The 21,613-nt window shown below is 34.1% G+C and carries 20 protein-coding genes and 1 pseudogene; 14 read left to right on the forward strand and 7 right to left on the reverse strand.

Features of this window, described 5'->3' with window-relative positions:
- Nucleotides 1–71 precede the first annotated feature (71 nt).
- Nucleotides 72–782 carry a 2-phosphosulfolactate phosphatase gene (locus QYS49_RS01000; RefSeq protein WP_308349762.1) on the reverse strand — a complete coding sequence of 237 codons (711 nt, stop codon included), beginning with the start codon at nt 780–782 and terminating at the stop codon, nt 72–74.
- 387 nt (nt 783–1,169) lie between these two features.
- Here QYS49_RS01000 and QYS49_RS01005 point away from each other — a divergent pair, with 387 nt between their 5' ends.
- The 4 genes from QYS49_RS01005 to QYS49_RS01020 all read left to right on the forward strand — a co-directional run bounded on the left by QYS49_RS01005 (nt 1,170) and on the right by QYS49_RS01020 (nt 4,729).
- Nucleotides 1,170–2,309 (forward strand): ABC transporter substrate-binding protein, encoded by a 1,140-nt coding sequence (locus tag QYS49_RS01005; RefSeq protein ID WP_308349763.1) that lies wholly within the window; start codon nt 1,170–1,172, stop codon nt 2,307–2,309.
- Nucleotides 2,306–3,328 (forward strand): iron chelate uptake ABC transporter family permease subunit, encoded by a 1,023-nt coding sequence (locus QYS49_RS01010; protein WP_308349764.1) that lies wholly within the window; start codon nt 2,306–2,308, stop codon nt 3,326–3,328. The genes QYS49_RS01005 and QYS49_RS01010 overlap by 4 nt, the downstream gene beginning before the upstream one ends.
- Nucleotides 3,321–4,088 carry an ABC transporter ATP-binding protein gene (locus QYS49_RS01015; protein ID WP_308349765.1) on the forward strand — a complete coding sequence of 256 codons (768 nt, stop codon included), beginning with the start codon at nt 3,321–3,323 and terminating at the stop codon, nt 4,086–4,088. Before QYS49_RS01010 ends, QYS49_RS01015 begins: the two co-directional genes overlap by 8 nt.
- 251 nt (nt 4,089–4,339) lie before the next feature.
- Nucleotides 4,340–4,729, forward strand: coding sequence for a hypothetical protein (locus tag QYS49_RS01020; protein WP_308349766.1), 390 nt, complete (start codon nt 4,340–4,342; stop codon nt 4,727–4,729).
- Here QYS49_RS01020 and QYS49_RS01025 read toward each other — a convergent pair.
- Both QYS49_RS01025 and QYS49_RS01030 read right to left on the reverse strand, forming a co-directional pair.
- The gene (locus QYS49_RS01025; protein ID WP_308349767.1) at nt 4,726–5,154 is read right to left on the reverse strand and encodes a Fur family transcriptional regulator; all 429 of its coding nucleotides are present in this window, start codon (nt 5,152–5,154) and stop codon (nt 4,726–4,728) included. The two genes, QYS49_RS01020 and QYS49_RS01025, sit on opposite strands and share 4 nt — an antisense overlap.
- 67 nt (nt 5,155–5,221) lie before the next feature.
- A complete protein-coding gene (locus tag QYS49_RS01030) occupies nt 5,222–7,012 on the reverse strand; it encodes an ABC transporter ATP-binding protein (protein WP_308349768.1) in 1,791 nt (596 codons plus the stop codon).
- A 381-nt stretch (nt 7,013–7,393) separates the two neighbouring features.
- On the opposite strand from QYS49_RS01030, the gene QYS49_RS01035 reads away from it, so the two are divergent.
- The 10 genes from QYS49_RS01035 to QYS49_RS01080 all read left to right on the forward strand — a co-directional run bounded on the left by QYS49_RS01035 (nt 7,394) and on the right by QYS49_RS01080 (nt 18,133).
- Nucleotides 7,394–8,497 (forward strand): Glu/Leu/Phe/Val family dehydrogenase, encoded by a 1,104-nt coding sequence (locus QYS49_RS01035; RefSeq protein ID WP_308349769.1) that lies wholly within the window; start codon nt 7,394–7,396, stop codon nt 8,495–8,497.
- Nucleotides 8,498–8,611: 114 nt separating this feature from the next.
- On the forward strand, nt 8,612–9,760 hold the full coding sequence (gene nusB / locus QYS49_RS01040) for a transcription antitermination factor NusB (protein ID WP_308349770.1): 1,149 nt from the start codon (nt 8,612–8,614) through the stop codon (nt 9,758–9,760).
- Nucleotides 9,761–9,855: 95 nt separating this feature from the next.
- Nucleotides 9,856–10,155, forward strand: coding sequence for a YtxH domain-containing protein (locus tag QYS49_RS01045; protein ID WP_308349771.1), 300 nt, complete (start codon nt 9,856–9,858; stop codon nt 10,153–10,155).
- Between the two features lie 36 nt (nt 10,156–10,191).
- Nucleotides 10,192–10,749, forward strand: a complete 558-nt coding sequence (locus QYS49_RS01050; protein ID WP_308349772.1) for a DUF1573 domain-containing protein — start codon at nt 10,192–10,194, stop codon at nt 10,747–10,749.
- A 6-nt stretch (nt 10,750–10,755) separates the two neighbouring features.
- Nucleotides 10,756–11,073, forward strand: a complete 318-nt coding sequence (gene yajC / locus QYS49_RS01055) for a preprotein translocase subunit YajC (RefSeq protein ID WP_308349773.1) — start codon at nt 10,756–10,758, stop codon at nt 11,071–11,073.
- Between the two features lie 7 nt (nt 11,074–11,080).
- Nucleotides 11,081–12,058 carry a YbbR-like domain-containing protein gene (locus QYS49_RS01060; RefSeq protein ID WP_308349774.1) on the forward strand — a complete coding sequence of 326 codons (978 nt, stop codon included), beginning with the start codon at nt 11,081–11,083 and terminating at the stop codon, nt 12,056–12,058.
- A complete protein-coding gene (gene coaE / locus QYS49_RS01065) occupies nt 12,055–12,642 on the forward strand; it encodes a dephospho-CoA kinase (RefSeq protein ID WP_308349775.1) in 588 nt (195 codons plus the stop codon). The genes QYS49_RS01060 and coaE overlap by 4 nt, the downstream gene beginning before the upstream one ends.
- Before the next feature lie 177 nt (nt 12,643–12,819).
- Nucleotides 12,820–14,715, forward strand: coding sequence for an acetate--CoA ligase (acs, locus tag QYS49_RS01070; protein ID WP_308349776.1), 1,896 nt, complete (start codon nt 12,820–12,822; stop codon nt 14,713–14,715).
- 104 nt (nt 14,716–14,819) lie between these two features.
- A complete protein-coding gene (locus tag QYS49_RS01075) occupies nt 14,820–17,078 on the forward strand; it encodes a tetratricopeptide repeat protein (protein WP_308349777.1) in 2,259 nt (752 codons plus the stop codon).
- Nucleotides 17,078–18,133 carry a potassium channel family protein gene (locus QYS49_RS01080; RefSeq protein WP_308349778.1) on the forward strand — a complete coding sequence of 352 codons (1,056 nt, stop codon included), beginning with the start codon at nt 17,078–17,080 and terminating at the stop codon, nt 18,131–18,133. Before QYS49_RS01075 ends, QYS49_RS01080 begins: the two co-directional genes overlap by 1 nt.
- On the opposite strand, the gene QYS49_RS01085 is transcribed toward QYS49_RS01080, so the two are convergent.
- The 4 genes and pseudogenes from QYS49_RS01085 to QYS49_RS01100 form a co-directional block, all read right to left on the reverse strand.
- A complete protein-coding gene (locus QYS49_RS01085) occupies nt 18,130–18,336 on the reverse strand; it encodes a hypothetical protein (protein ID WP_013454054.1) in 207 nt (68 codons plus the stop codon). The two genes, QYS49_RS01080 and QYS49_RS01085, sit on opposite strands and share 4 nt — an antisense overlap.
- A gap of 203 nt (nt 18,337–18,539) precedes the next feature.
- Nucleotides 18,540–18,743 carry a HipA N-terminal domain-containing protein gene (locus QYS49_RS01090; RefSeq protein WP_308349779.1) on the reverse strand — a complete coding sequence of 68 codons (204 nt, stop codon included), beginning with the start codon at nt 18,741–18,743 and terminating at the stop codon, nt 18,540–18,542.
- Nucleotides 18,740–18,928 (reverse strand): annotated as a pseudogene (locus QYS49_RS01095) (helix-turn-helix domain-containing protein); the annotation flags it as partial. The pseudogene QYS49_RS01095 and the gene QYS49_RS01090, both read right to left, overlap by 4 nt.
- 205 nt (nt 18,929–19,133) lie before the next feature.
- Nucleotides 19,134–21,278 (reverse strand): penicillin acylase family protein, encoded by a 2,145-nt coding sequence (locus QYS49_RS01100; protein ID WP_308349780.1) that lies wholly within the window; start codon nt 21,276–21,278, stop codon nt 19,134–19,136.
- Nucleotides 21,279–21,613 lie beyond the last annotated feature (335 nt).

Consider the following 21,613-nt stretch of genomic DNA (forward strand, 5'->3'; position numbering starts at 1 on the left):
AATTGGCTAATTTTATAATTTATCATCATTATTAAAAAGAATTTTTACTAAGCTTTTATTTTTAGACTTATTTAGACTGCTAAAGGCACCAAAGCTTTTCCTGATAAATATGGGATTACATCATAAATGCTTTCCTGAATACAATACGCAATGTCTTTTTTAACATTTAATTTTGCCAATCTTTTTGCATGAGAAGAATCTTCCATATACTTCATCATATCTTTTCGGGCTGTGAGATACATCGCTTCTGCGGCTAATGGGGCATCACATGCAAATTCAAAATCACTTTTCAGCTGATGACAAAGTGCCCCTGCAAAAAGAGTGTCTTCCAAATTAAATTTTCCTTTCCAGCCCGCACATAATACTATAATGTCTTCCTCTTTGTTTTTAAGATAATTGGCTATTGCATCTAAATTCAAAAATGCACCAATCAAAATTTCTTTTGCTGCCAAACTTTTGTGGATGGCAAGAGTTCCATTTGTAGTTGTCACTGCTACCTTTTCTCCTTTCACTTTTTCATCCATATATTCAAAAGGAGAGTTTCCCATATCGAAACCTTCTGCTTTACTTCCATTTCTTTCGGCTGCAGCCAAATATCCATCATTTTGTAATGCTTTACATTCTTCTAAAGTTGCTACCGGCACAATTTCTTTCACTCCATTTGCCAATCCGCTCACCATGCAAGAGGTAGCACGCAATATATCCACCACCACTACTATCTTATTTTCCAATTCATATTGGTGCAAAAGATCTGGCGTTAAGCAAACATCTATATTCTTCATTATTAGGATTTAACTGAGTTGAAATGCAAAAATTGCAAATATATTTGAATTTATCTCCTTTATAAAGGTTTCATTCAAACCTGAGTTGTTTGTAATCTTAAACCATCACAGTCTTTCCAGACAGATTCTGGTAAGACTTTGGCTAAAAACTGAACTTCAAAAGACATTACAAAAAAGTGCTCTTTGCGAAAACTTTGCAGCTCGCGATATATTTTTGCGTCAAAGATGCCAGTGGACATGTTTTATTTTATAGTAGTAGTTAAGCAACTTCTAAATATATCCGAATAGGTAAACCCGTCATTTTCATTAATTTTGCGATCAATAATCGACTTATTGGTTGAGAACGCTCACTGAATTGACTAAATATTCTACCAAACAGAAAAATTCGTGCAAAAAATTAAACAGATAAATATTAAACCCTACCTTTTAATTGCAATTCTATTTATAATCGCTTGTGATTCCCCAAAGAAACAATCAGAAGTTCAAAATGGGAAAGAGCTGATTCAATATAGTCAAAACTTAAGCATTGAAGAGTTTACTGATTACTATAAAGTAAATGTCATGCAAGCTGCCAGCTCGGACAGCATTCAGTTCACTTACATTTTCTACAAAAATAATAAGCCAGAAGTAGAAGCAGATGCGCACATCTCAATTCCTGTTGAAAGAGTGGTTTGCCTATCTACCAATCATTTACCAGCTTTCACAGCGCTAGGCAAAACCGAAGCGATTGTGGGTTTTCCAGGCACACACTATATATATGAAGAAGCATTGCTAAAATTAGTTGAAAAAGGAAGTTTAAGAGATGTTGGACAAAAAAGCGGAGTAAATATTGAAATCCTAATGAGTTTACAACCAGATTTGGTGATGGGGTACACTATGGGTACTAGCTTTGAGCAATTAAAACCAATTCAAAAATCAGGAATCCCTGTGATTTTAAATGCTGATTATTTGGAAAATAGTCCTTTAGGAAGAGCTGAATGGTTAAAACTAACAGCCGTTTTGTTAAATAAATACCAAGAAGGCGATAGTATTTTTAAAAGTATTGAAGAAAATTATTTAGCTATAAAAAAATTGGCAGAAAAAACAGATGAAAACCCTTCTGTTATGACGGGAGTGATGTACGGTGATGTTTGGTATGTTCCTGGTGGAGAAAGTTATGCTGCTAAATTTATAGAAGATGCAGGTGGAAATTATTTATGGTCAGATTCTCAAAAAACTGGAAGCCTAGAATTAAGTTTTGAATCCGTTTTGGATAAGGCAAAAAAAGCTGATTATTGGATTGGGGCAGCATCCTTTACTCGTCTGGAAGAATTGAAAAACAGCAATACTAAATATGCTTTATTTGATGCCTTTGAAAATGATAAAGTTTATTCCTACACTAAAAGAGTTAATAAAAACGGAGCGAATGATTTTTTGGAATCAGGTTATTTGCGACCTGATTTAATCCTGAAAGACTACATTAAAATATTGCATCCTTCATTAATACCTGAAGAAGAAAGCACTTATTTCCAGCCATTGAAACCTTGAAAAAACTGACTAAATATCAACTGATTTTATTGTTATTGCCTCTTTTAGCAGTGCTTTTTGTGCTGTCTGTAAGTTTAGGTTCAGTAGTAATTCCTTTTGGGGAAATTATTGATATTCTGATAGGAAATGGATTGAAGGATAGTGCGAATTATCATATCATTAATTCTTATCGATTGCCCAAAGCATTGACTTCCATGTTTGCTGGTGCTGCCCTTGGTTTTGCAGGCTTACAAATGCAAACACTTTTCAGAAATCCTTTGGCGGGACCTTTTGTATTGGGAATCAGTTCAGGGGCAAGTTTGGGTGTGGCACTTTTAGTTTTATTAGGTGTTGGAGTAAACGGTGCACTAGCCTATTGGGGAATGGCAATAGCTTCCATAATGGGTTCTTCAGCTGTATTACTTTTGGTAGTTTTGACATCCGTTCGATTGAAAGACAGCATGTCCCTCCTTTTAGTAGGCTTAATGTTTGGCGCTTTTACCTCAGCTATTGTTAGCATTATGCAATATTTCAGTACTGCAGAAGACATTCAAAACTTCCTTTTTTGGACTTTCGGGGCTACTGGTAATTTGAGTTGGGAAGAACTTCAGATTTTCATTCCTGTAATCCTCATCGGGATTTTATTAGGCTATTGGCAAGCTAAACCTTTAAATGCGCTGCTGATGGGAGAAAATTACGCTCAAAGTATGGGCTTAAGAATTCAATATGTGCGATTATTCCTAGTCATTTCGACTAGTATTTTGGCAGGAGTTGTCACCGCCTTTTGTGGTCCTATCGCATTTTTGGGTTTAGCCGTTCCGCATATTAGTCGAATTCTTTTTAAAACCTCCAATCATTTTATTCTAGTACCGGCTACTTTACTTTTAGGAGCTTGCCTCTTGTTGATTTGTGATTTAATTGCTCAACTGCCAGGCATAGATTTAATTTTGCCTATTAATGCAGTAACTTCACTTTTTGGTGCACCAGTAGTGATTTGGTTAATTTTAAGAAGAAAAAATATAAGCAAGCATTTTGGATAATCTCAATTCAATACTGACCCTTTCTCAACTTTCTGTTGGCTACAAAAATGGTCAAGAGAATAATATTTTGATGGAAAATCTTAATCTAGATATTCCAAAAGGGAAATTCATTGCATTATTGGGAGCAAATGGAGTAGGGAAAAGTACTTTAATTCGAACCATTGCAAATCTCCAAAAACCTTTATCTGGAAATATCCTGCTCAAAGGAAAAAATATCACAGAATATGACAGAAAGGAATTTGCCAGACAAATAAGCTTAGTGTTGACTGACAGAATTCAAGGAGGAAATCTTAATGTAAGAGAATTGGTAGAAATGGGTCGGTATCCTCACACAAATTGGACAGGTAAATTGCGAAGTCATGATCATGAAAAAGTAGAAGACGCTATTCATTTATGTGCAATTGGTTATTTGAAAGATGCCAATATATTTGAAATAAGTGATGGCCAATTACAAAAAGCTATGATAGCCAGAGCTTTGGCTCAAGATGGAGAATTAATGTTATTAGATGAACCGACTGTCCATTTGGATGCTAATAATCGTTTTGCTGTTATGGAATTATTGCGAAAATTAGTGAATGAAACACAAAAATCAGTTTTAATGAGCACTCATCAGGTGGAGATGGCTTTGAAAATGTCAGATGAGCTCTGGCTAGCCAATTGTGGAGAAAACATAATCAACGGAACACCTCAAGAATTAACTACAAAAAAAGAAATTGAAAGAGCATTTCCTTATTTACAGAAACTGAAAATTGAACACTAAGGATATTTTGTAATCTCCCATTTAAATTCTCACAAAATAAATGCGCTCAATTCGTTTAAACAACCTTAATCATCGTTTCGATTTTCGGGACTTTTAACCGGAGTATAAGGTAAGTAAGTTCACAGAATCAAGACAGATTGATTTTTTTTATAAAAATGTTACACCTGTCATTTAATTGACAGCCGATCTCAAAAAAATCCAAAAAATATAATTAATTTTGGCACTTCAATAAAATTACTATCAACTCAACTGTGGGGAATTTTTTTAACAAGACTATTAAAATAAGTGAAGAAAAACACTATCTGAAAGTTGCGAGTCAGGGAGACCGCTCTGATTTTGGGGTTGTTCTAAGCAATGCTGAAAAAATTCATAATGCAATTCAATCCTCGAAAAAAGAATTGATTCTATTAGATTATACCAAGACCATTTTCAAAATGCCACATAATGAAGCTTTCAATTTGCTGAAAGTTTTTGAGTTGAAATTAACCGATTTCAGAAAGGTTAAAATGGCTATTATCATTAATCCTAGAACTGAAGAAATAGGAAGCTTTTGGGCTTCTATCTGTCAAAAAAGAGGATTTGATTTTAAAATTTTTCAGGATGCAGAAGAAGCTGAAACTTGGCTGTTAGAACAGAATTAAGCTGTTTGACATTCCTTACAAACACCATTCATTGTATAACTTATGCTATTCAATTGATATCCATTTTCTAATTGAACATCCGGAATTTTCACATCCTCCAAGCAGTAAGTTTGATTGCACTCTTGACAAATAAAATGTGCATGTTTATCTTGATGAACGTGCTCAGGGCAACTATCAGAACAAATGGCATAACGCATATTTCCATTGGGGTCTGGGGTTTGGTGCAAAATACCATTCTCCTCAAAAGAATTTAATGCCCTGTAAATGGTTACTCTATCATGGCTCGATTTTAAGTCTTTCTCAATATCATTTACAGATAAAGCATGCTTCGAATCCATGAAAATTTGAAGCATCTCCAATCGAATCTGCGTTTTACGCAACCCATTGGATTTCAAAATACTTTCTGCTTTAACTGTGGTTTCCATTGCTTTTTTATCTACCTCAAATATCGGAAAATTAAAAGAGAATTCAAATTAACGCAATGCATTTGCTTTAATCCTTTTCAACAGCTTCTCCTTGCAATTGTTTGTTATATAATTCCTTATAAGGGCCTTCTTTGCCTAAAAGTTCTTCTTCAGTGCCTTGATCCACTATCCTTCCATCATCCAAAACAATAATATGGTTAGCCAATTTTGCAGAACTCACCCGATGTGAGATGATAACGCTAGTACGATCTGCCATTATTTTCTTCAATGCATTAAGAATAGCGTTTTCCGTTTTAGTATCAACAGCAGAAAGCGCATCATCCAAAATCATAATCTTAGGATCGCGAGCTATTGCTCTTGCTATGGAAACTCTCTGTTTCTGACCTCCCGATAAAGTAATTCCCCTTTCTCCTAATTCAGTATCATAACCTTTAGGGAAATCTAAAATATTATTGTGCAAATCAGCATCTTTTGAGGCCTTTAAAATTTGCTCTTCACTTAAGCCTGAACTTCCAAAACTGATATTATTGCGAATGGAATCCGAAAACAAGAATACATCTTGAGGAACATAGCCAATTTGGCTTCTTAGATTTTCAACTTTGAAATCAGCAATCGGAGTATCATCTATCATAATTTTGCCTGCAGAAGGATCATACATTCGAGTGATAAGATTTGCAATTGTACTTTTACCCGATCCTGTAGTTCCAATAATAGCTAATGTTTCCCCTTGCTTAACTGAGAAACTCACTTCCTTCAAGGCCTTGATTCCGCTATCAGGATAGGTGAAACTCACTTTGTCAAAAAGGATCTCCCCAACTATATCTTTCTCTAAGTTTTTATGAGAAACAATTTCGGTTTTTGTATCCAAAAATTCATTTATACGCTTTTGAGAAGCCGCTGCTCTTTGAATTATACTAGTTACCCATCCTACGGAAGTTACTGGCCAGGTTAATAAATTGACGTAAATTATGAACTCAGCAATATTTCCAGCACTGATTGCACCGTTCATTACTTCAACACCTCCAATGTAAACCACCAAAATTACGCTTAAACCAACCATACCCATTATAAGCGGAAAAAATAGTGCTTGTATAAAAGTCAACTTAAGGGCTCTGAATTTATAGTTATTAGTTTCTTTCGTGAAGTTCTGCAATGAATCATCTTCTCTTACAAATGATTTCAGTACCCTAATTCCTGAAAAAGCTTCTTGCACTAATGTTGATAATTGAGACTGGCTTTGCTGGATTTCCTCGGAGCGTTTGTTGATCAAATTATTTACAAAATAGATGCTAATGGAAAGAAACGGTAAGGGAATTAATGAATACCAGGTAAGTGTGGCATTTACTGAAAACATGATAGGAATAACGATGCAGAAAAGTGTTATCAAGTTTACAGTATACATGATAGCAGGTCCTAAATACATACGAACCTTGCTTACATCTTCTGATATCCTATTCATGATATCACCAGTATTATTTCTTCTATAAAAGCTTAAGGGTAATTTTTGATAATGATTATAAATTTCATTTTTCAAATCATACTCTATATGGCGTGACATTACAATAATGGTTTGTCTCACTAAAAAGAGAAACAATCCCCTTCCCAATGCTAAAAGGATGATAATCCCCCCATATATTAATATAGCCGATGCAAATATCTCATAATAATTGGATTGCAAATCAAAGCCCTCGAACATGCGATACATTTCAATATTCTCTTTCACTAAATTGAAAGCATATCGCACTACTTGAGCGGGAAACACTGCAAAAAAATTGGACACAATCATAAAAATGATACCCAATAGCAACAGATATTTATACTTTAAAAGATATTTATTAAGATGTTTTAATTCTTGCACGGAATAACAACGTTTGATAAAGTAGATGGTTTAAAGCAAATGCTTTCCCACAAATTTGAAAATATTATATGCAAATATACAATTCCACTTACGGATTGATTTGATTTTTAAACCTATTTATCGAATAGATTTAAAATATTTATCAAAACAATACGATTTACAAAATACTGTCATTTCGCTATTTCCAATATTAAATTTTACATAGGAGCTTAAAGTAGAATCATCATTTTGCTAAAATTTAAATTTGTGGCCGTTATATTAGATTTATACAATTTTCAAGAAAATTGATTTGCAGGAATAATTCCGTTATTTTTGCGCTTGAATTTCCCGAAAAGATGGGAAAAACAGGAAACGACTTAAAGACATTAAATTAATTCCAAGATGGTAGAATTAAATGAACAAGAAGCTCAAAAAACATTTTCAGCATTCAATACAATCGCTGAAATGGGGCATGAACAAGTAGTTTATTGTTATGATAAACCTACAGGCTTAAAAGCCATTATTGCAATTCACAATACCATTTTAGGGCCTGCACTTGGTGGAACAAGAATGTGGACTTATCAAAATGATCAAGAAGCATTGATTGATGTACTCCGTTTATCAAGAGGGATGACTTATAAAGCTGCTATTTCAGGTTTGAATTTAGGTGGCGGAAAAGCAGTTATCATTGGAGACCCTAAAAAATTAAAGAATGAAGCATTTCTTAGAAGATTCGGAAGATTTGTTGACAGCTTAAGTGGTAGGTACATCACAGCTGAAGATATGAACATGAATACTTCTGACATGGTAAACATCTCATACGAAACAAAACACGTAATGGGATTGCCAGAATCTATGAAAGGTAGTGGAGATCCATCCCCTGTTACTGCATATGGCGTTTATATGGGCTTAAAAGCTACTGTAAATAAAGCTTATGGAATTGACAGTCTACAAGGAAAGAAAATTTCAGTTCAAGGAGTTGGTCAGGTAGGCCATTATTTGGTAAATCACCTTATGGAAGAAGGAGCTGAAGTTACAATAACAGATATCAATGAAAGCAATATCAAAAGGGTAACTGATAAGCACGATGTAACAGTAGTGCAGCCTGAAATGATATATGATGTGGATGCTGATATCTATGCTCCATGTGCAATGGGTGCTACAATCAATGATGACACTATTCAAAGATTGAAGGCGAATGTAATTGTTGGTGCTGCCAATAATCAATTAGCTGATGAGAAAAGACATGGTAAAATGCTAATGGATAAAGGCATTTATTATGCACCCGATTTCTTAGTAAACGCTGGTGGAATCATTAATATCTTCCCAGAATTGATGAAAAATTATAATAAACCTTTGGCTTTAGAGCAAACTGAAAAAATCTATGACAAATGTTTAGAGATTTTGAATAAAGCAGAAGCAGAGGGGATATCTTCTCACCAAGCAGCCATTGAAATTGCTGATAAGCGCATGGCTGATATGGGTAAGGTAAAATTAGCTTACTAAGTTTTGAATTATTAATTTTGCAGGGAAGGCAGAAGTTGTCTTCCCATTTTATTTATTTACCGTTCTTTTTATTACTGATTTATGCTGAACAGAAGGTCCTTAAGAATTAAAGTTATGCAAGCACTTTATGCCGTTCAAAAGTGCGAAGATGCAAATTTTGAGCTGGCAAAAGATTATATTGAAGAAATCTTCACTCCAGACCTTAATTCTATGGAGGTGCAAGACAAAGTACTCCTCAAACAAAACGCAAAAACTGCTAAAAAAATCTTCCAAAGTAATTATCGTGCAGAACAAATAAAAGAAGAACAGGACACCAATCCTGAAGTGCGTTCGGCAGTTAGTAATGCCATAGATTATTTTAGAAATAATGTCAAAAAAGATGTGTCTTTTATAAAGAAAGATATGTTAGAGGCTGTCAATAAGCTTTTAGAAAATTACTACTTATCTCTAAAGCTATTAGTTGAATTTTCAGAACTCACCAAAGAGGATATTGAAAAAAGACAAAAGAGATCAGCTGAAAATGGAAAACAAGTTTTCGAAAGTGAACTTAATCTTTATCATAATAAAGCCATCAAAATCATTAATGAAAATGATGCCTTACAAAATGAATTTATTCGCTTTGACATAAGTTGGAAAGATGATGAATTGGATGTTCAGGAGTGGTTTAGAGACTTACTTAAAAAAGCAGATTTCTATAAAGAATATACTCAACTAAATAAGCCAAGTTTTGAAGAAGATGTTTTGGTTTTGGATCAAATCTCGAGACAAATAATCTTAAAAAGTGAAGCCATTACAAACTTCATGGCAGAGCGTGATCTGTATTGGGAAGAGAATAAATCAGCATTAAAATCAATGTTGAAAAAAACCATTAAATCCATAGATGAAGATACACAACACATAGAATTAATTGAATTATCTGCAAATTGGGAAGATGACAGTGAGTTTTTTAAGAATCTTTTCACAGACACCATCAGCAATGATGATGAATACGAGAGTATTGTATCGGATTTTGCAAAAAATTGGGCAACAGAAAGAATAGCTATTGTAGATATGATCATTCTAAAAATGGCAGTTTGTGAAATGTTGAATTTCCCAAGCATACCAGTTAAAGTGACTATTAATGAGTATATTGAACTTTCAAAAAATTACAGCACCCAAAAAAGCAAGATATTTGTTAATGGAATGTTAGATAAGATCTCTGCAAAGTTGGAGAAGGATGGGGAAATCAAAAAAAGCGGAAGAGGCTTAATTGACAATAAATAACCAAGCATTTCCATATTCGTAAGAACTAAAAAAACTTTTGCAGTACATTTGAATCGTTTTTTAAGTACCGTATATTTACAGCTAAAGAAAAAAACATGAGCAAAGGAAGTAATTTATTCGCATTCATAGCAGGAGCCGCAGCAGGTACAATCGCAGGTATTTTGTATGCGCCCGACACAGGAGTAAACACAAGGGACAAGTTGACTTATCGCTTAGGTAAATACAAAGAAATGTTAGAAGATCTTTTGAATGATATTTCTAATGGAGAAGAAATAGGCTTAAGCGCTGCCCGTAGTGATGGCGAGAAGGTTGTTAACTCAGCAAAAGAAAAGGCTGAACAGTTATTAACTGATGTTGACGATTTATTAGGTCAAATCAAGAAAAAAGATCAATAATAAATTCAATTTTTAAATTAAATATCAAAATAAATTATGAAAAGTATATTTTATGCAATTTTTGCAGCAGGTTTGCTTTCACTAGCATCTTGTTCAGGAGACCTTGAAAAAAGAGTAACTGATCTGGAGAGAAGAGTAGCTGCATTAGAAGGAAATGGAGGCACTGCTTCAACTATCCAGCCAGCCGTTTCTGATCAAAAGAAACCTACTTTACAAAAGGCTAATGAAAAACCTGAAGGGCCTTTGCCAACAATGGAATTTGAAGAGAAAACACATGACTTTGGTAAGATTACAGAAGGTGATGTAGTAACAAAGGTTTTTACATTTAAAAATACTGGCGAAGCTCCTTTGATTATTTCAAACGCTACTTCGTCTTGTGGATGTACAGTTCCTTCTTATCCAAAAGATAAGCCAATTGCACCAGGTGAAGAAGGTGAGATTGAAGTGAAGTATAATTCAAGAGGCAAGAAAAACCAGGATAACAAAGTGGTAAGAATTACTGCTAACACTTGGCCAGCTACAAATAATTTAACAATCAAAGCATTTGTTGAGCCTAAGGCTGATAAAACAAATGCTGGACCCGTAAAACAATAATAATTAATGATACAATTTATTTTAGCTCAGGCAACAACAGGTGATGATAGCGCTTGGATGAGTCAATTACTCCTTTTTGGAGGTATAATTTTAGTGTTTTATTTCTTTATGATCCGACCGCAACAGAAAAAGCAAAAAGATCAAAAGAAATTTATTGCTGAAATTAAAAAAGGAGATAGTGTAGTTACCATCGGTGGCTTGCACGGAAAAGTTTTTCAGGTTGAAGAGGATAAAATTATTTTGGAAATTGATAAAGGAACCAAAATGATTTTTGAAAAATCAGCTGTATCACTAGAACAAAGTAAAAAACTTCAAGAAAAATAATTAATTATTGAAGCAATTTGAAAAAATATGGGAATGGTTGAGCAATTACTTATTGCCTCAATCAAATGAAACTATTAAAGTGGTAGTCTTGTGCATAGTCACAGCTACCACTTTTTGGTTTTTCAATGCGCTTAACGATAATTATTCAACTCGGATTACATATCCCATAAAATTCACTTACCCAGATTCAGCACTTGTGGAAGTAGAAGAACTTCCTAAAAAAGTAAGTATCAATGTTAGTGGAGGTGGATGGAATTTACTTAGAAAAACTTTTTGGTTTACAATTACACCAGTCGAAGTTCCTTTGGAAGACCCAGTAGAAACGAAATATATTCTAGGTAATTCACTTTATAGCCTTATTGCTGATCAAATGACTGAAATTCAATTGAATTTCGTAGAAAATGACACCCTTAAAATTGATATTGACTCAATGAAATCAACTCGATCAAAATTGATAGTTGATAGTTCAAAAATCAATTTAGCTGAAGGCTATGAAATTACTTCTCAAATCAGGCTCTCGCATGATTCTGCTAGTTTTTCTGGTCCAGAGCGTTTTGTTAAAGAAATACCTAACACTATCAATATCGATCTTGAAGAAGAGAATATTTCAAGTAACTTTTCAAAAGAAATTTACCTACCTACATTTGGCTCCAGCCTTGTTAGTAGAAACCCTGTGGAAGTTAAAATTGATTTCTCAGTGGCTAAATTCATCAAACAAGAGTTAATGCTTCCATTTGAAAAAATTAATGCTCCTGAAGATTCTAATTCATATAATTTTCAAGATAGCCTAGCTACCATGAATTTTAAAATTCGAGAAGAATTGGCTGGAAATTATAACTTAGACAGTATTAAACTATTTGTTGATTTTAATAATATCCAAGCTTCAGATTCTACTGTTTTGCCAGAAGCTAAAATGCTCCCTCACCAATTAAGGAATAGGGAAATTACCTTTCAACCTGTCAAGTTCAATTACAACGACCAATGAAAAAAATAGGGATAACTGGTGGAATTGGAGCAGGTAAAAGTTTAATCTGCGAAGTTTTTCAACTCTTGGGAATCCCTAATTATCCTGCCGACTATAGAGCTAAATGGTTGCAATCAAACGACCCAGAATTAAAAGCTAAAATAACTCATCACTTTGGAGATGAAGCCTATTTCGAAAATGGTGAACTCAACAGAGATTATCTGAGCAAAGAAGTCTTTGGTGATGATAAAAAACTAAAACTACTCAATAGTCTGGTGCACCCAGCTGTTGGTAAAGATTTTGAAAAGTGGTGCGCTCAACATGCTGACAAACCCTATATCTTAAAAGAAGCAGCTTTATTGTTTGAAACTGGCTCTTATAAACAATTAGATGCCACTATCAACGTGCATGCAAATCAGGAGTTAAGACTGAAAAGAACTTTAGAAAGAGATCCGCAAAGAACCAAAGAAAGTGTTTTGGCTATTATGAAAAAACAATTTTCAGATGAGAAGAGAATGGACTTAGCGGATTATGTGATTTATAATGATGAAAGTAAGTCAGTTATTAAGCAAGTGATGGAGTTGCATGAGGAGTTGGCGGGGTGATTTAGAGGGTCCGAGCAAGGATGTACTAACCAGCACGGTAAAATAGCATCGCAAAAATATTAAATCATCAACATACACATAAACATTCCACCGAAACCCATATCACAATTTCATTTTAGCCTAAATCTTACTAAATTAAGTTCAAAATAATTTTGAGACATAGCTAATTGATATATTATGAGTGATAGAATTCATACCCTCAGCGGGTACATACACGAATACCAAAGAAGCGTGCATCAACCAGAGCAGTTTTGGTCGAGAATTGCCGATTCATTTCACTGGAAAAAAAGATGGGACAAAACGGTAGAATGGAATTTTGAAGAGCCCAAAATTGAATGGTTTAAAGGTGCCCAATTAAATATTACGGAAAATATATTAGAGAAAAACCTTTTCACCATGGGCGATAAACCCGCTATCATTTGGGAGCCTAATGAACCTGGGGATGAAAATCAAATCATCAGTTATCGTCAGCTTTATGAAAAAGTAAATCAATTCTCTAATGCTATGAAGGCAAAGGGAGTGAAAAAAGGCGATAGAGTCATTATATATATGCCTATGGTACCTGAAGCAGCCATAGCTATGTTGGCTTGTGCCAGAATTGGAGCAGTTCATTCTGTGGTTTTCGCAGGTTTTTCCTCCAATGCTTTAGCAGATAGAATTAATGATTGCCAAGCAAAAATGGTCTTAACATCAGACGGGAATTTCAGAGGTGCTAAATCAATTCCTGTGAAAGCCGTTGTAGATGAAGCTTTAGAAAAGACTAAAACCATAGAAAATGTTATCGTTTTTAAAAGAACTGGTGAAGAGGTTGAAATGAAATCAGGAAGGGATATCTGGTGGGAAGATGCCATTAAAGGTCAATCAACAGAATGTCCAGCTGAAACCATGGATGCTGAAGATATGCTTTTCATTCTCTACACTTCTGGCTCAACTGGAAAGCCTAAAGGCGTAGTGCATACTTGCGGTGGTTATATGGTTTACACCAAATATTCATTTGAAAATGTATTCCAATATGACCAAGGAGATGTTTATTGGTGTACGGCTGATGTCGGATGGATTACAGGTCATTCCTATATTGTGTATGGACCACTTTTAGCAGGAGCTACAACAGTTATGTTTGAAGGCATTCCTACCTATCCTGATGCAGGAAGATTTTGGGATGTTGTTGATAAATACAAAGTGAATCAGTTTTACACTGCCCCTACTGCTATTCGAGCCTTACAAGCACATGGAACTGACCCTGTAGATAGTAGAGATTTGAGTTCATTAAAAGTTATTGGATCAGTTGGTGAGCCTATTAATGAAGAAGCCTGGCACTGGTATCATTCCCATGTGGGGAAAGGAAAATGCCCTGTAGTAGATACTTGGTGGCAAACCGAAACGGGTGGCATTATGATTTCTCCTTTAGCTGGCATTACTCCTACCAAACCTTCTTATGCTACGCTCCCACTTCCAGGTATTCAGCCAGTGATAGTGGATGCAGATGGAAATGAACTAAAGGGAAATTCAGTAGAAGGAAATCTATGCATGAAATTCCCTTGGCCGGGCATGCTGAGAACCACTTATGGCGACCATGAAAGATGTAAAAACACTTATTTCGCTACTTATAAAAATATGTATTTCACTGGCGATGGTGTGAAAAGAGATGAGGATGGTTATTACAGAATTTTAGGTAGAGTGGATGATGTGATCAATGTATCCGGACACAGAATGGGAACTGCTGAAGTGGAAAATGCCATTAATGAACATCCAAAAGTAATTGAATCGGCTGTAGTTGGTTATCCACACGAAGTAAAAGGACAGGGTATTTATGCTTATGTGATTTGTGATTTAGAAAATAGAACAGAAGAAAACCTAATCAATGAAATAAGTGAAACGGTTCGAAACATCATAGGAGCTATAGCCAAGCCAGATAAAATACAAGTAGTTTCAGGATTGCCAAAAACACGTTCTGGTAAAATAATGCGTAGAATATTGAGAAAAATTGCAGAAGGAGATACCAGCAATCTTGGCGATACTTCTACTTTATTAAATCCTGAAATAGTGGATGAAATTAAAGCGGGAGCTAAATAAATTACCAAACAGTTCCTGATGTTTCAGGAACTGTTTTTCAATTCAATACTGAAACCTACTTATTTTATACAAATAAAAGTAATTATTGTTATATTGGAGTTTATATGAAAACTCTATTCCCTCTATTCATATCTATCATATTCTGCACAGCTTTATCAGCTCAAAATCCTGATAGTTTAGAAAAATTATTGTCAACCGAACTATCCAAAAACGAAAGACAAGAAATATTAATAGCACTTTGTAAGACCTACCGAAATTCCAATCCAAATGCAATGAGGCTCTATGCCGAAGAGCTTATTATATTATCTGAAACTGACACATTAAGCAATAGTTATGCTTGGGGACAATATTATTTAGGCGACTACTTTTATTTAATTGATGATTTTGATAAAACTGAACAACACTTACTTTCGGCTTATGAGATTTTTCATAATAACGAAAACAAGTTGGGCCAACTTGAATCCTCTACATCCTTAGCCAATATATATTTTTTAAGAGACCGGTATAAAACTGCCTTAAACTTTGCTGAATCTTCACTAGATATGGCTTATGATCTGGAAAACAAAGCCCAACAAGCTAATCTATTAGCTTTAATCTGTGATATATATACTTATATGGAACGCTATAATTTAGCTATCCAACACTGTATTCAATCCTTAAAAATAAAAGAGGAATTACAAATTACGCAAGGAAAGGAGATTACGCTCAATACAATTGGACTCATTTATCAAGAAATGGGGACTTACGAAAAATCTAAGGATTATCTTTTAAAGGCATTGAAATTAGCAAAAGAAAATGGAGAACCTTACAATATTGCCACTACTCATAGTAATATTGGAAATTATTACCTGGCTATAGGGAAAATAGACAGTGCTTTATATAGCTTTAAAAATGCTATGGAAATAGATTCAGCAGCGGATGATAAAACCGGTTTAGCCTATTCCTTTTTTGATATTGGGAAAATATATCAAAGTAAAAATGTTTACAATGACGCATTACAATACTTTGAAAATGCAAAATCTCTATCGAAAGAACAAAATATGCCTGAATTAGAAGCTCGAATTGGACTGGAGACAGGAGATATTTATATTAATAAAGGTAATTATCAAAAGGCAATAATTGAATTAAAAAATAGCTCTACTATTGCTCAAAAAATCAATTCTTCCAGCATATTGAAAGATACTTACCAAAAATTATCGCGTTTATACGACAAAATGGGAGACAAAGATAATGCATTGATTTACATGAAGTTATTCATGCTAGAATCAGAAAGAAAATTTAAGGAAGAAAACATTAGGGCTATTGCTGAAATTGAAGCTTTATACAATATTGAAAAAAAGGAAAAGGAAATAGGTCTATTACAGAGAGATAACAATATAAAAGAATTACAAGCAGAACAAAGAAGCTTTTTCATTATTGCACTTAGTGCAGGATTATTCTTACTTATAATCTTAATCCTTATTCTTTACAATAGAAACAAACTGAAAACCAGGGCAAATCAAGCATTAAACGAACAGAATATTGCAATACAGGAACAAAAAGAAGAAATAGAAACCCAGAAAGAAGAATTAACTGAAAAAGGAAATGCATTAGCTGATAAAAACCAGCAGATTACCGACAGCATCACATACGCCAAACAAATTCAAGATTCTTTATTACCACAACTTCCAACAATCAAAGAAGTATTGCCTGATTCTTTCATCTTTTTAAAACCTCGTGACATTGTCAGCGGTGATTTTTATTGGTTCACACGCATTGAAGATAAAATTGCTTTTGCTTTGGTTGATTGTACGGGTCATGGAGTCCCTGGAGCATTTATGACTGTTCTGGCAAATTCACTTTTAAATCAAATTGTAGTTGAAACAGGCATTACATCTCCTGATTTGATTGTTTCTTTACTCGACCAGAAAATACAGCAAAATTTACATCAACAACAACTAGAAAATGCCAATACAGATGGTTTAGATATAAGTTTAGTAATGCTAGACAAAAAAAGAAAGAAGCTAGAATACACAGGTGCCAAAATTCCTCTTTATATATATCGAAAAAATAAAATTGAGGCAATAAAATCTGACAGGTTTAGTGTGGGTAGTACTCAACAGGAAAACAAAGTCTTCACAAAAAAGGAAATTGAATATGAAGCTGGCGATATAATCTATTTAAGCTCGGATGGTTATCAAGATCAATTTGGCGGCCCAAAAAATAAGAAATTTATGAAAAAGAATTTCCGAAATTTACTCACAAAGATTGGTGGATTAAGTATGATCGAACAAAAGGATCAATTAGAAGATAATTTTATTCAATGGAGAGGAAGTAACCCACAAACAGATGACATATTAGTAATTGGGCTTAAACTTACATAATGGATTTTAGAAGTTATAAAAGACTAATATATTACCTGTTAGCCTTTTTAGGAGTCTTCCTTTTTCTTGTATTTAACTTGCTTGAATTTGAGCTTCTTTCCGAGGAAGGGGAAATAGACACCCTATCGGATGCCTTTTGGTATTCTATTGTTACTTTAACCACAGTGGGGTATGGTGACTTGGTTCCTACCTCAACCGGAGGCAGAGCTATTGGCTACGTACTGATTTTTTTAAGTTTAGGAGTTTACGGTTTACTGATAGGTCAAGTATCATCAATTATTTCGAATATTAAGGAAAATAAGAAAATAGGAATGTACGGAACAGATTTCAAAAATCACATAGTAGTTATCGGTTGGACAAATTTTGGTAAAACCGTGATTGATCAGCTCATTAAAGCTGGAAGAAAAGTAGCTATTGTCACTAAAAATAGAGAGAATATAGACCTATTAAAAGAGCTCTATCAAGAGAAGAACTTATTTATACTATATAGTGATTATGAAAATTTCGAATTGCTTGAAAAAGTTAATATCAAAAAATCCAGTACAGTTTTTATAAATTTAGAAGACGATACAGAAAAATTAGTTTATATCCTGAATCTCAAAAAAGAATATGAAGGCTTAAATTATACCGTCACACTTGAAAACTCTAATCTGAAACAGACTTTTATGAGTGCTGGCGTGACTCATGCTATTTCTCGAAATGAAATTGCAAGCCAATTATTGGCTAGCTATATGTTTGAGCCAGACGTAGCATTATTTTCAGAAGAAATTTTAGCATTCCCTACTACTGATTCTGATTATGACATGAAACAATACAAGGTTTTAGAATCAAATCCTTATAATGGACAGCAATATGACAAAGCATTTTATGATTTAAAGAAAAATGAGAATGTTATATTATTAGGCTTGGTAAGAATTGATAATGGGGAAAGAATAGTCTATAAAAACCCGTCAGATAATTTCAATATAAAGGAAGGTGATTATTTACTTATGCTAATGAATCAAAAAACAGAAAAAAATATACGAAAAGTATTCCAATTACATGAAGGAGTTTAGTCTTCCAATCCATAAAATTCAAAATCTTTTCCTTTCCCGTATGCAGTAAGCTCGCTCAAATTAAATTCTTCCAGAGTGGTTAAGTCTTTACATACAAAATCTTTGTGACCTGTGGCTTTGGTTACTCTAAACTCATGCACCTCTCCATAATTAATTAAATAATAATCCTTTCCGACCCTTACTGTTTCTATTGAAATTGACATTATTAAAACACTTATAAATATTCAGTTCATTGAACTGGCAAAATTATATTAAGTTTCGATAATATTTAGGTAATGACTTAAAACAAGGACAATTTAATATCATCAACAATTCATTTTATATTTAATTCTATCATTCTAATTGTTGATATCTTTCATCCATCGCATCTTGATAAGCAATTTTCAGAAGCTATACCCAATAACCATTATTCAGGAAATACCCCTTCAAAAAATGGAAAGAGACTTTTTTCAGCATAAGGTTTATACGAAATAGGCATAGTAAAAGTGATAAATTCATTCGGATGATCTTTTACGTATTGAGCCTCATATTGGAATACATATTCACCCTCATTGGTTTCAGTAATGATACCTGCCAAATGATCTTTATAAAATACTTTTCCTTGTCTCATTTATTCAGTTCTTTACTGTTTACAGGAGCCAACTCATGTCCAAACATGCGAAGAACCAGGTTAACCTTATCATGATTCATATTGGTTTTTCCTTGTTCTATTTTTCGGATTACAGTCAGTGCAACTCCTGCACTTTCCGCAAATTCTTCTTGAGTAAGATTAACTTCTTTCCTCCGTTCTTTAACAAAGTCTGCTAAATTGCTTCATTATATGCATAAACATATAATTAAAGGCCAAGAAAAGTTAAATTGTATTTAAAAGGCATACAAAATCACAATATGAAGTATAATTTTTTTCTAATCAGGATAAAGACAGAACTGTAATTCTATAAAATTCCCAACTTTCAAAACTCACATCAACCCATTTTCTGATAACGAATGAAGACCCCACCTATCTCCATTTCATTTCTCCAGGCCTATATTCCGCCTTTAAATTTTCTAAAATTTCATCTTGCGTAAAAAAGACTGGTTTAAGTTTACCTTGGGCATATAGTTCTGCCTGATCATCATAATGATCTGATTCAGGGTGGTCACTTACACCATAAGGAATAATGGATTTGGCTTTTACCTGCTCTCCAAATTCAACTATAGAGACATAAGAATCGCCCGAGTGTGCTCTAATATTTAATCCTTTCAACCCTACGTCAGGTAAATGACCTTCAAAATCACCCGAGGATGCAAACATGATTCCTGTTATTGAAATCCCTCCGCTAATGGGATAACTGGTTTCAAGTGAATCAAAACTATATTGCTCAGGGTCTAGCGTGCGCTGGTGTCTGTAGATATCTCCCCATTTCACCTTCCACGAGCCTTTTTCATTTTCAAGTTTTTCTATGGCTTCTTCAAAAGCCACCAGGTTGTAGAATTTAGTACCTATTCTTCTCTGATGAAAGCGTTTGAAAGTCCAGATATAAAATAAGGAAGTTTCCACAGACTCACTACTGCTATATTTATCCCAGGACTGTAGTAATTTCAAGGGTTCTTCAATTTTAGCAATTCTTTCTGGATCCTCTCTATTCACTTCAATCACTTCCTTCATTAAAGCTTGCAAATTTTCGTCTGCATTCTGGATATAGGTATCAAATTTAGCGGACTCAAGAGATGCAATTGTAGCATTTTGCATGCTATCCAACATCACCCTAGCTCTCCTGCCTCTATTCGTATTGATCTCATAATATTTCATATAATCCGGATAATCGTCTGGATTAGGATTTTCATTGGTGGTCGTTTCAAAAGGATCGTTGTTACAATTTTGGATATATCCACAATCAGGGTTTAAGAGCTGTGGCAATTCCTCTAAACTATGGTAGCCTTGCCATTGACTTTTCTTCAAGCTTCCATCCACGGGGCGTTGCCAATTTAAAGAAGTATCGCGCTTTGGTATGATGCCGTTATACAGATAGAATATATTTCCTTGGTCATCTGCATAGGTAATATTATGTACAGAAAGTGAATTGAGGCGCAAAGCGTCTTTAAATGATTCAAGGTTCTCCGACAGAGCCATTTGGTAAAGTTGGTTGAGCATGCCGCCTTTCTCTAGTCCCGCCAGTTTTATACTAAGGGGCTTACCACTTTCAGATTCGGATAAAATTGGGCCGTGAATTGTTTTCCGGAAAGTTATTTTTTGATATGTAAAACCTGAATCAGTCTTAATCTTCATGCTATCCTGGTAAGATTCCACCTCTAAATATTCTTCTCCAAAGCTGTAAAGAGAAGAGTCCTCAGGGTGATCAAACTGAATTTCATAAGTATCGGCTACATCAGGGCGATTGACTGTCCAAGCCCAACCTAAATTTTCATTATGTCCCATCACAGGAATAATTCCTGCGCCATAGCCAACCACTCCATAAAAATTCAAGCCTTCCTCACTTGTCAATTGTACTTCATAAGCTTCATTATAATTGAGGTGAGGATTAGTAACTAGTATAGCATTATTTGACTTGGTTTTCCCTTTACCTAAAGCAAAAGCATTTGATCCAATACTTTTAATATCATCCATCAAATATTCTACAATCATATCATCATTCACACGCACTTGACCCAATCCAGCAAAGGCATTGTTTTTATATTCTGCCAAAATAAACCAAGGCTCAAAATGAGTCAGTAATCGAGGGCTTACTTCAGGATTGTTTTCGAGATAGTAATTTATGCCCATTGCATATGCATCACACAATTTTTTGATTTTTGGATCTAAAGATTTGTATTCTTCCTTTGAAAGCCGTTCAATTTCGAATGCTTTTATCCGAACGTCATTGCTTTTTCCAGCTTCGCCTTCAATTTCTGCTAATCTTCCAATCGACTGAATGAATTTCAATTCAATTTTATGAAACTGATCTTCTGCACGGGCATAAGCAAAACCAAAAATGGTGCTTTCATCTGTTTCGCCTTTCACATGAGGGATTCCATAGATATCTCTATAAATGGTAACTTCTTGAGCTAATTTTTCAGCTGTGGAAGGTGTTGAGTCTGTAGTGTTACAAGCAAAGCTTAAACACAATATGAAGCTGAATAGTATGTAATTTATTTTTTTGTTCATGGATGTATTTCTGAGGATTTAATATTCAAATATAAGATTTGTAAAGGATTCTGAAATAATTACCAGTTTTCAAGTAATGTACAAACCTTAATGATTACAAAGAAAACTATTAATTTTAGTATCCAATAATGTGCTTAGTGTATTAATTTTATATTTCAATATTTTTGAAAAGATCATTCTGTCTTTCAAATGTTAAGCCCTGTTATTCGGCTAAATCTATTTCAGCATTTTAAAAGACGAATTGTGATCCCATTTTCGCTCCTTGTAAATATCCAAATAATATGATTTCCAATCCGAAAACCTTTTAGAATTGATGTAAAGTGGTTTTTATTATT

Origin of the sequence: Marivirga salinae (assembly GCF_030503855.1) — a bacterium.
Lineage (GTDB): Bacteria > Bacteroidota > Bacteroidia > Cytophagales > Cyclobacteriaceae > Marivirga > Marivirga salinarum.

What these genes read in the sequence shown, in the direction of transcription:
- QYS49_RS01000 (WP_308349762.1), bottom strand. Translation starts at nt 782, where the DNA reads ATGAAGAATATAGATGTTTGCTTAACGCCAGATCTTTTGCACCAATAT.
- QYS49_RS01025 (WP_308349767.1), bottom strand. Translation starts at nt 5,154, where the DNA reads ATGGAAACCACAGTTAAAGCAGAAAGTATTTTGAAATCCAATGGGTTG.
- QYS49_RS01035 (WP_308349769.1), top strand. Translation starts at nt 7,394, where the DNA reads ATGGTAGAATTAAATGAACAAGAAGCTCAAAAAACATTTTCAGCATTC.
- nusB (WP_308349770.1), top strand. Translation starts at nt 8,612, where the DNA reads ATGCAAGCACTTTATGCCGTTCAAAAGTGCGAAGATGCAAATTTTGAG.
- QYS49_RS01045 (WP_308349771.1), top strand. Translation starts at nt 9,856, where the DNA reads ATGAGCAAAGGAAGTAATTTATTCGCATTCATAGCAGGAGCCGCAGCA.
- QYS49_RS01050 (WP_308349772.1), top strand. Translation starts at nt 10,192, where the DNA reads ATGAAAAGTATATTTTATGCAATTTTTGCAGCAGGTTTGCTTTCACTA.
- yajC (WP_308349773.1), top strand. Translation starts at nt 10,756, where the DNA reads ATGATACAATTTATTTTAGCTCAGGCAACAACAGGTGATGATAGCGCT.
- coaE (WP_308349775.1), top strand. Translation starts at nt 12,055, where the DNA reads ATGAAAAAAATAGGGATAACTGGTGGAATTGGAGCAGGTAAAAGTTTA.
- acs (WP_308349776.1), top strand. Translation starts at nt 12,820, where the DNA reads ATGAGTGATAGAATTCATACCCTCAGCGGGTACATACACGAATACCAA.
- QYS49_RS01075 (WP_308349777.1), top strand. Translation starts at nt 14,820, where the DNA reads ATGAAAACTCTATTCCCTCTATTCATATCTATCATATTCTGCACAGCT.
- QYS49_RS01080 (WP_308349778.1), top strand. Translation starts at nt 17,078, where the DNA reads ATGGATTTTAGAAGTTATAAAAGACTAATATATTACCTGTTAGCCTTT.
- QYS49_RS01085 (WP_013454054.1), bottom strand. Translation starts at nt 18,336, where the DNA reads ATGTCAATTTCAATAGAAACAGTAAGGGTCGGAAAGGATTATTATTTA.
- QYS49_RS01090 (WP_308349779.1), bottom strand. Translation starts at nt 18,743, where the DNA reads ATGAGACAAGGAAAAGTATTTTATAAAGATCATTTGGCAGGTATCATT.
- QYS49_RS01100 (WP_308349780.1), bottom strand. Translation starts at nt 21,278, where the DNA reads ATGAACAAAAAAATAAATTACATACTATTCAGCTTCATATTGTGTTTA.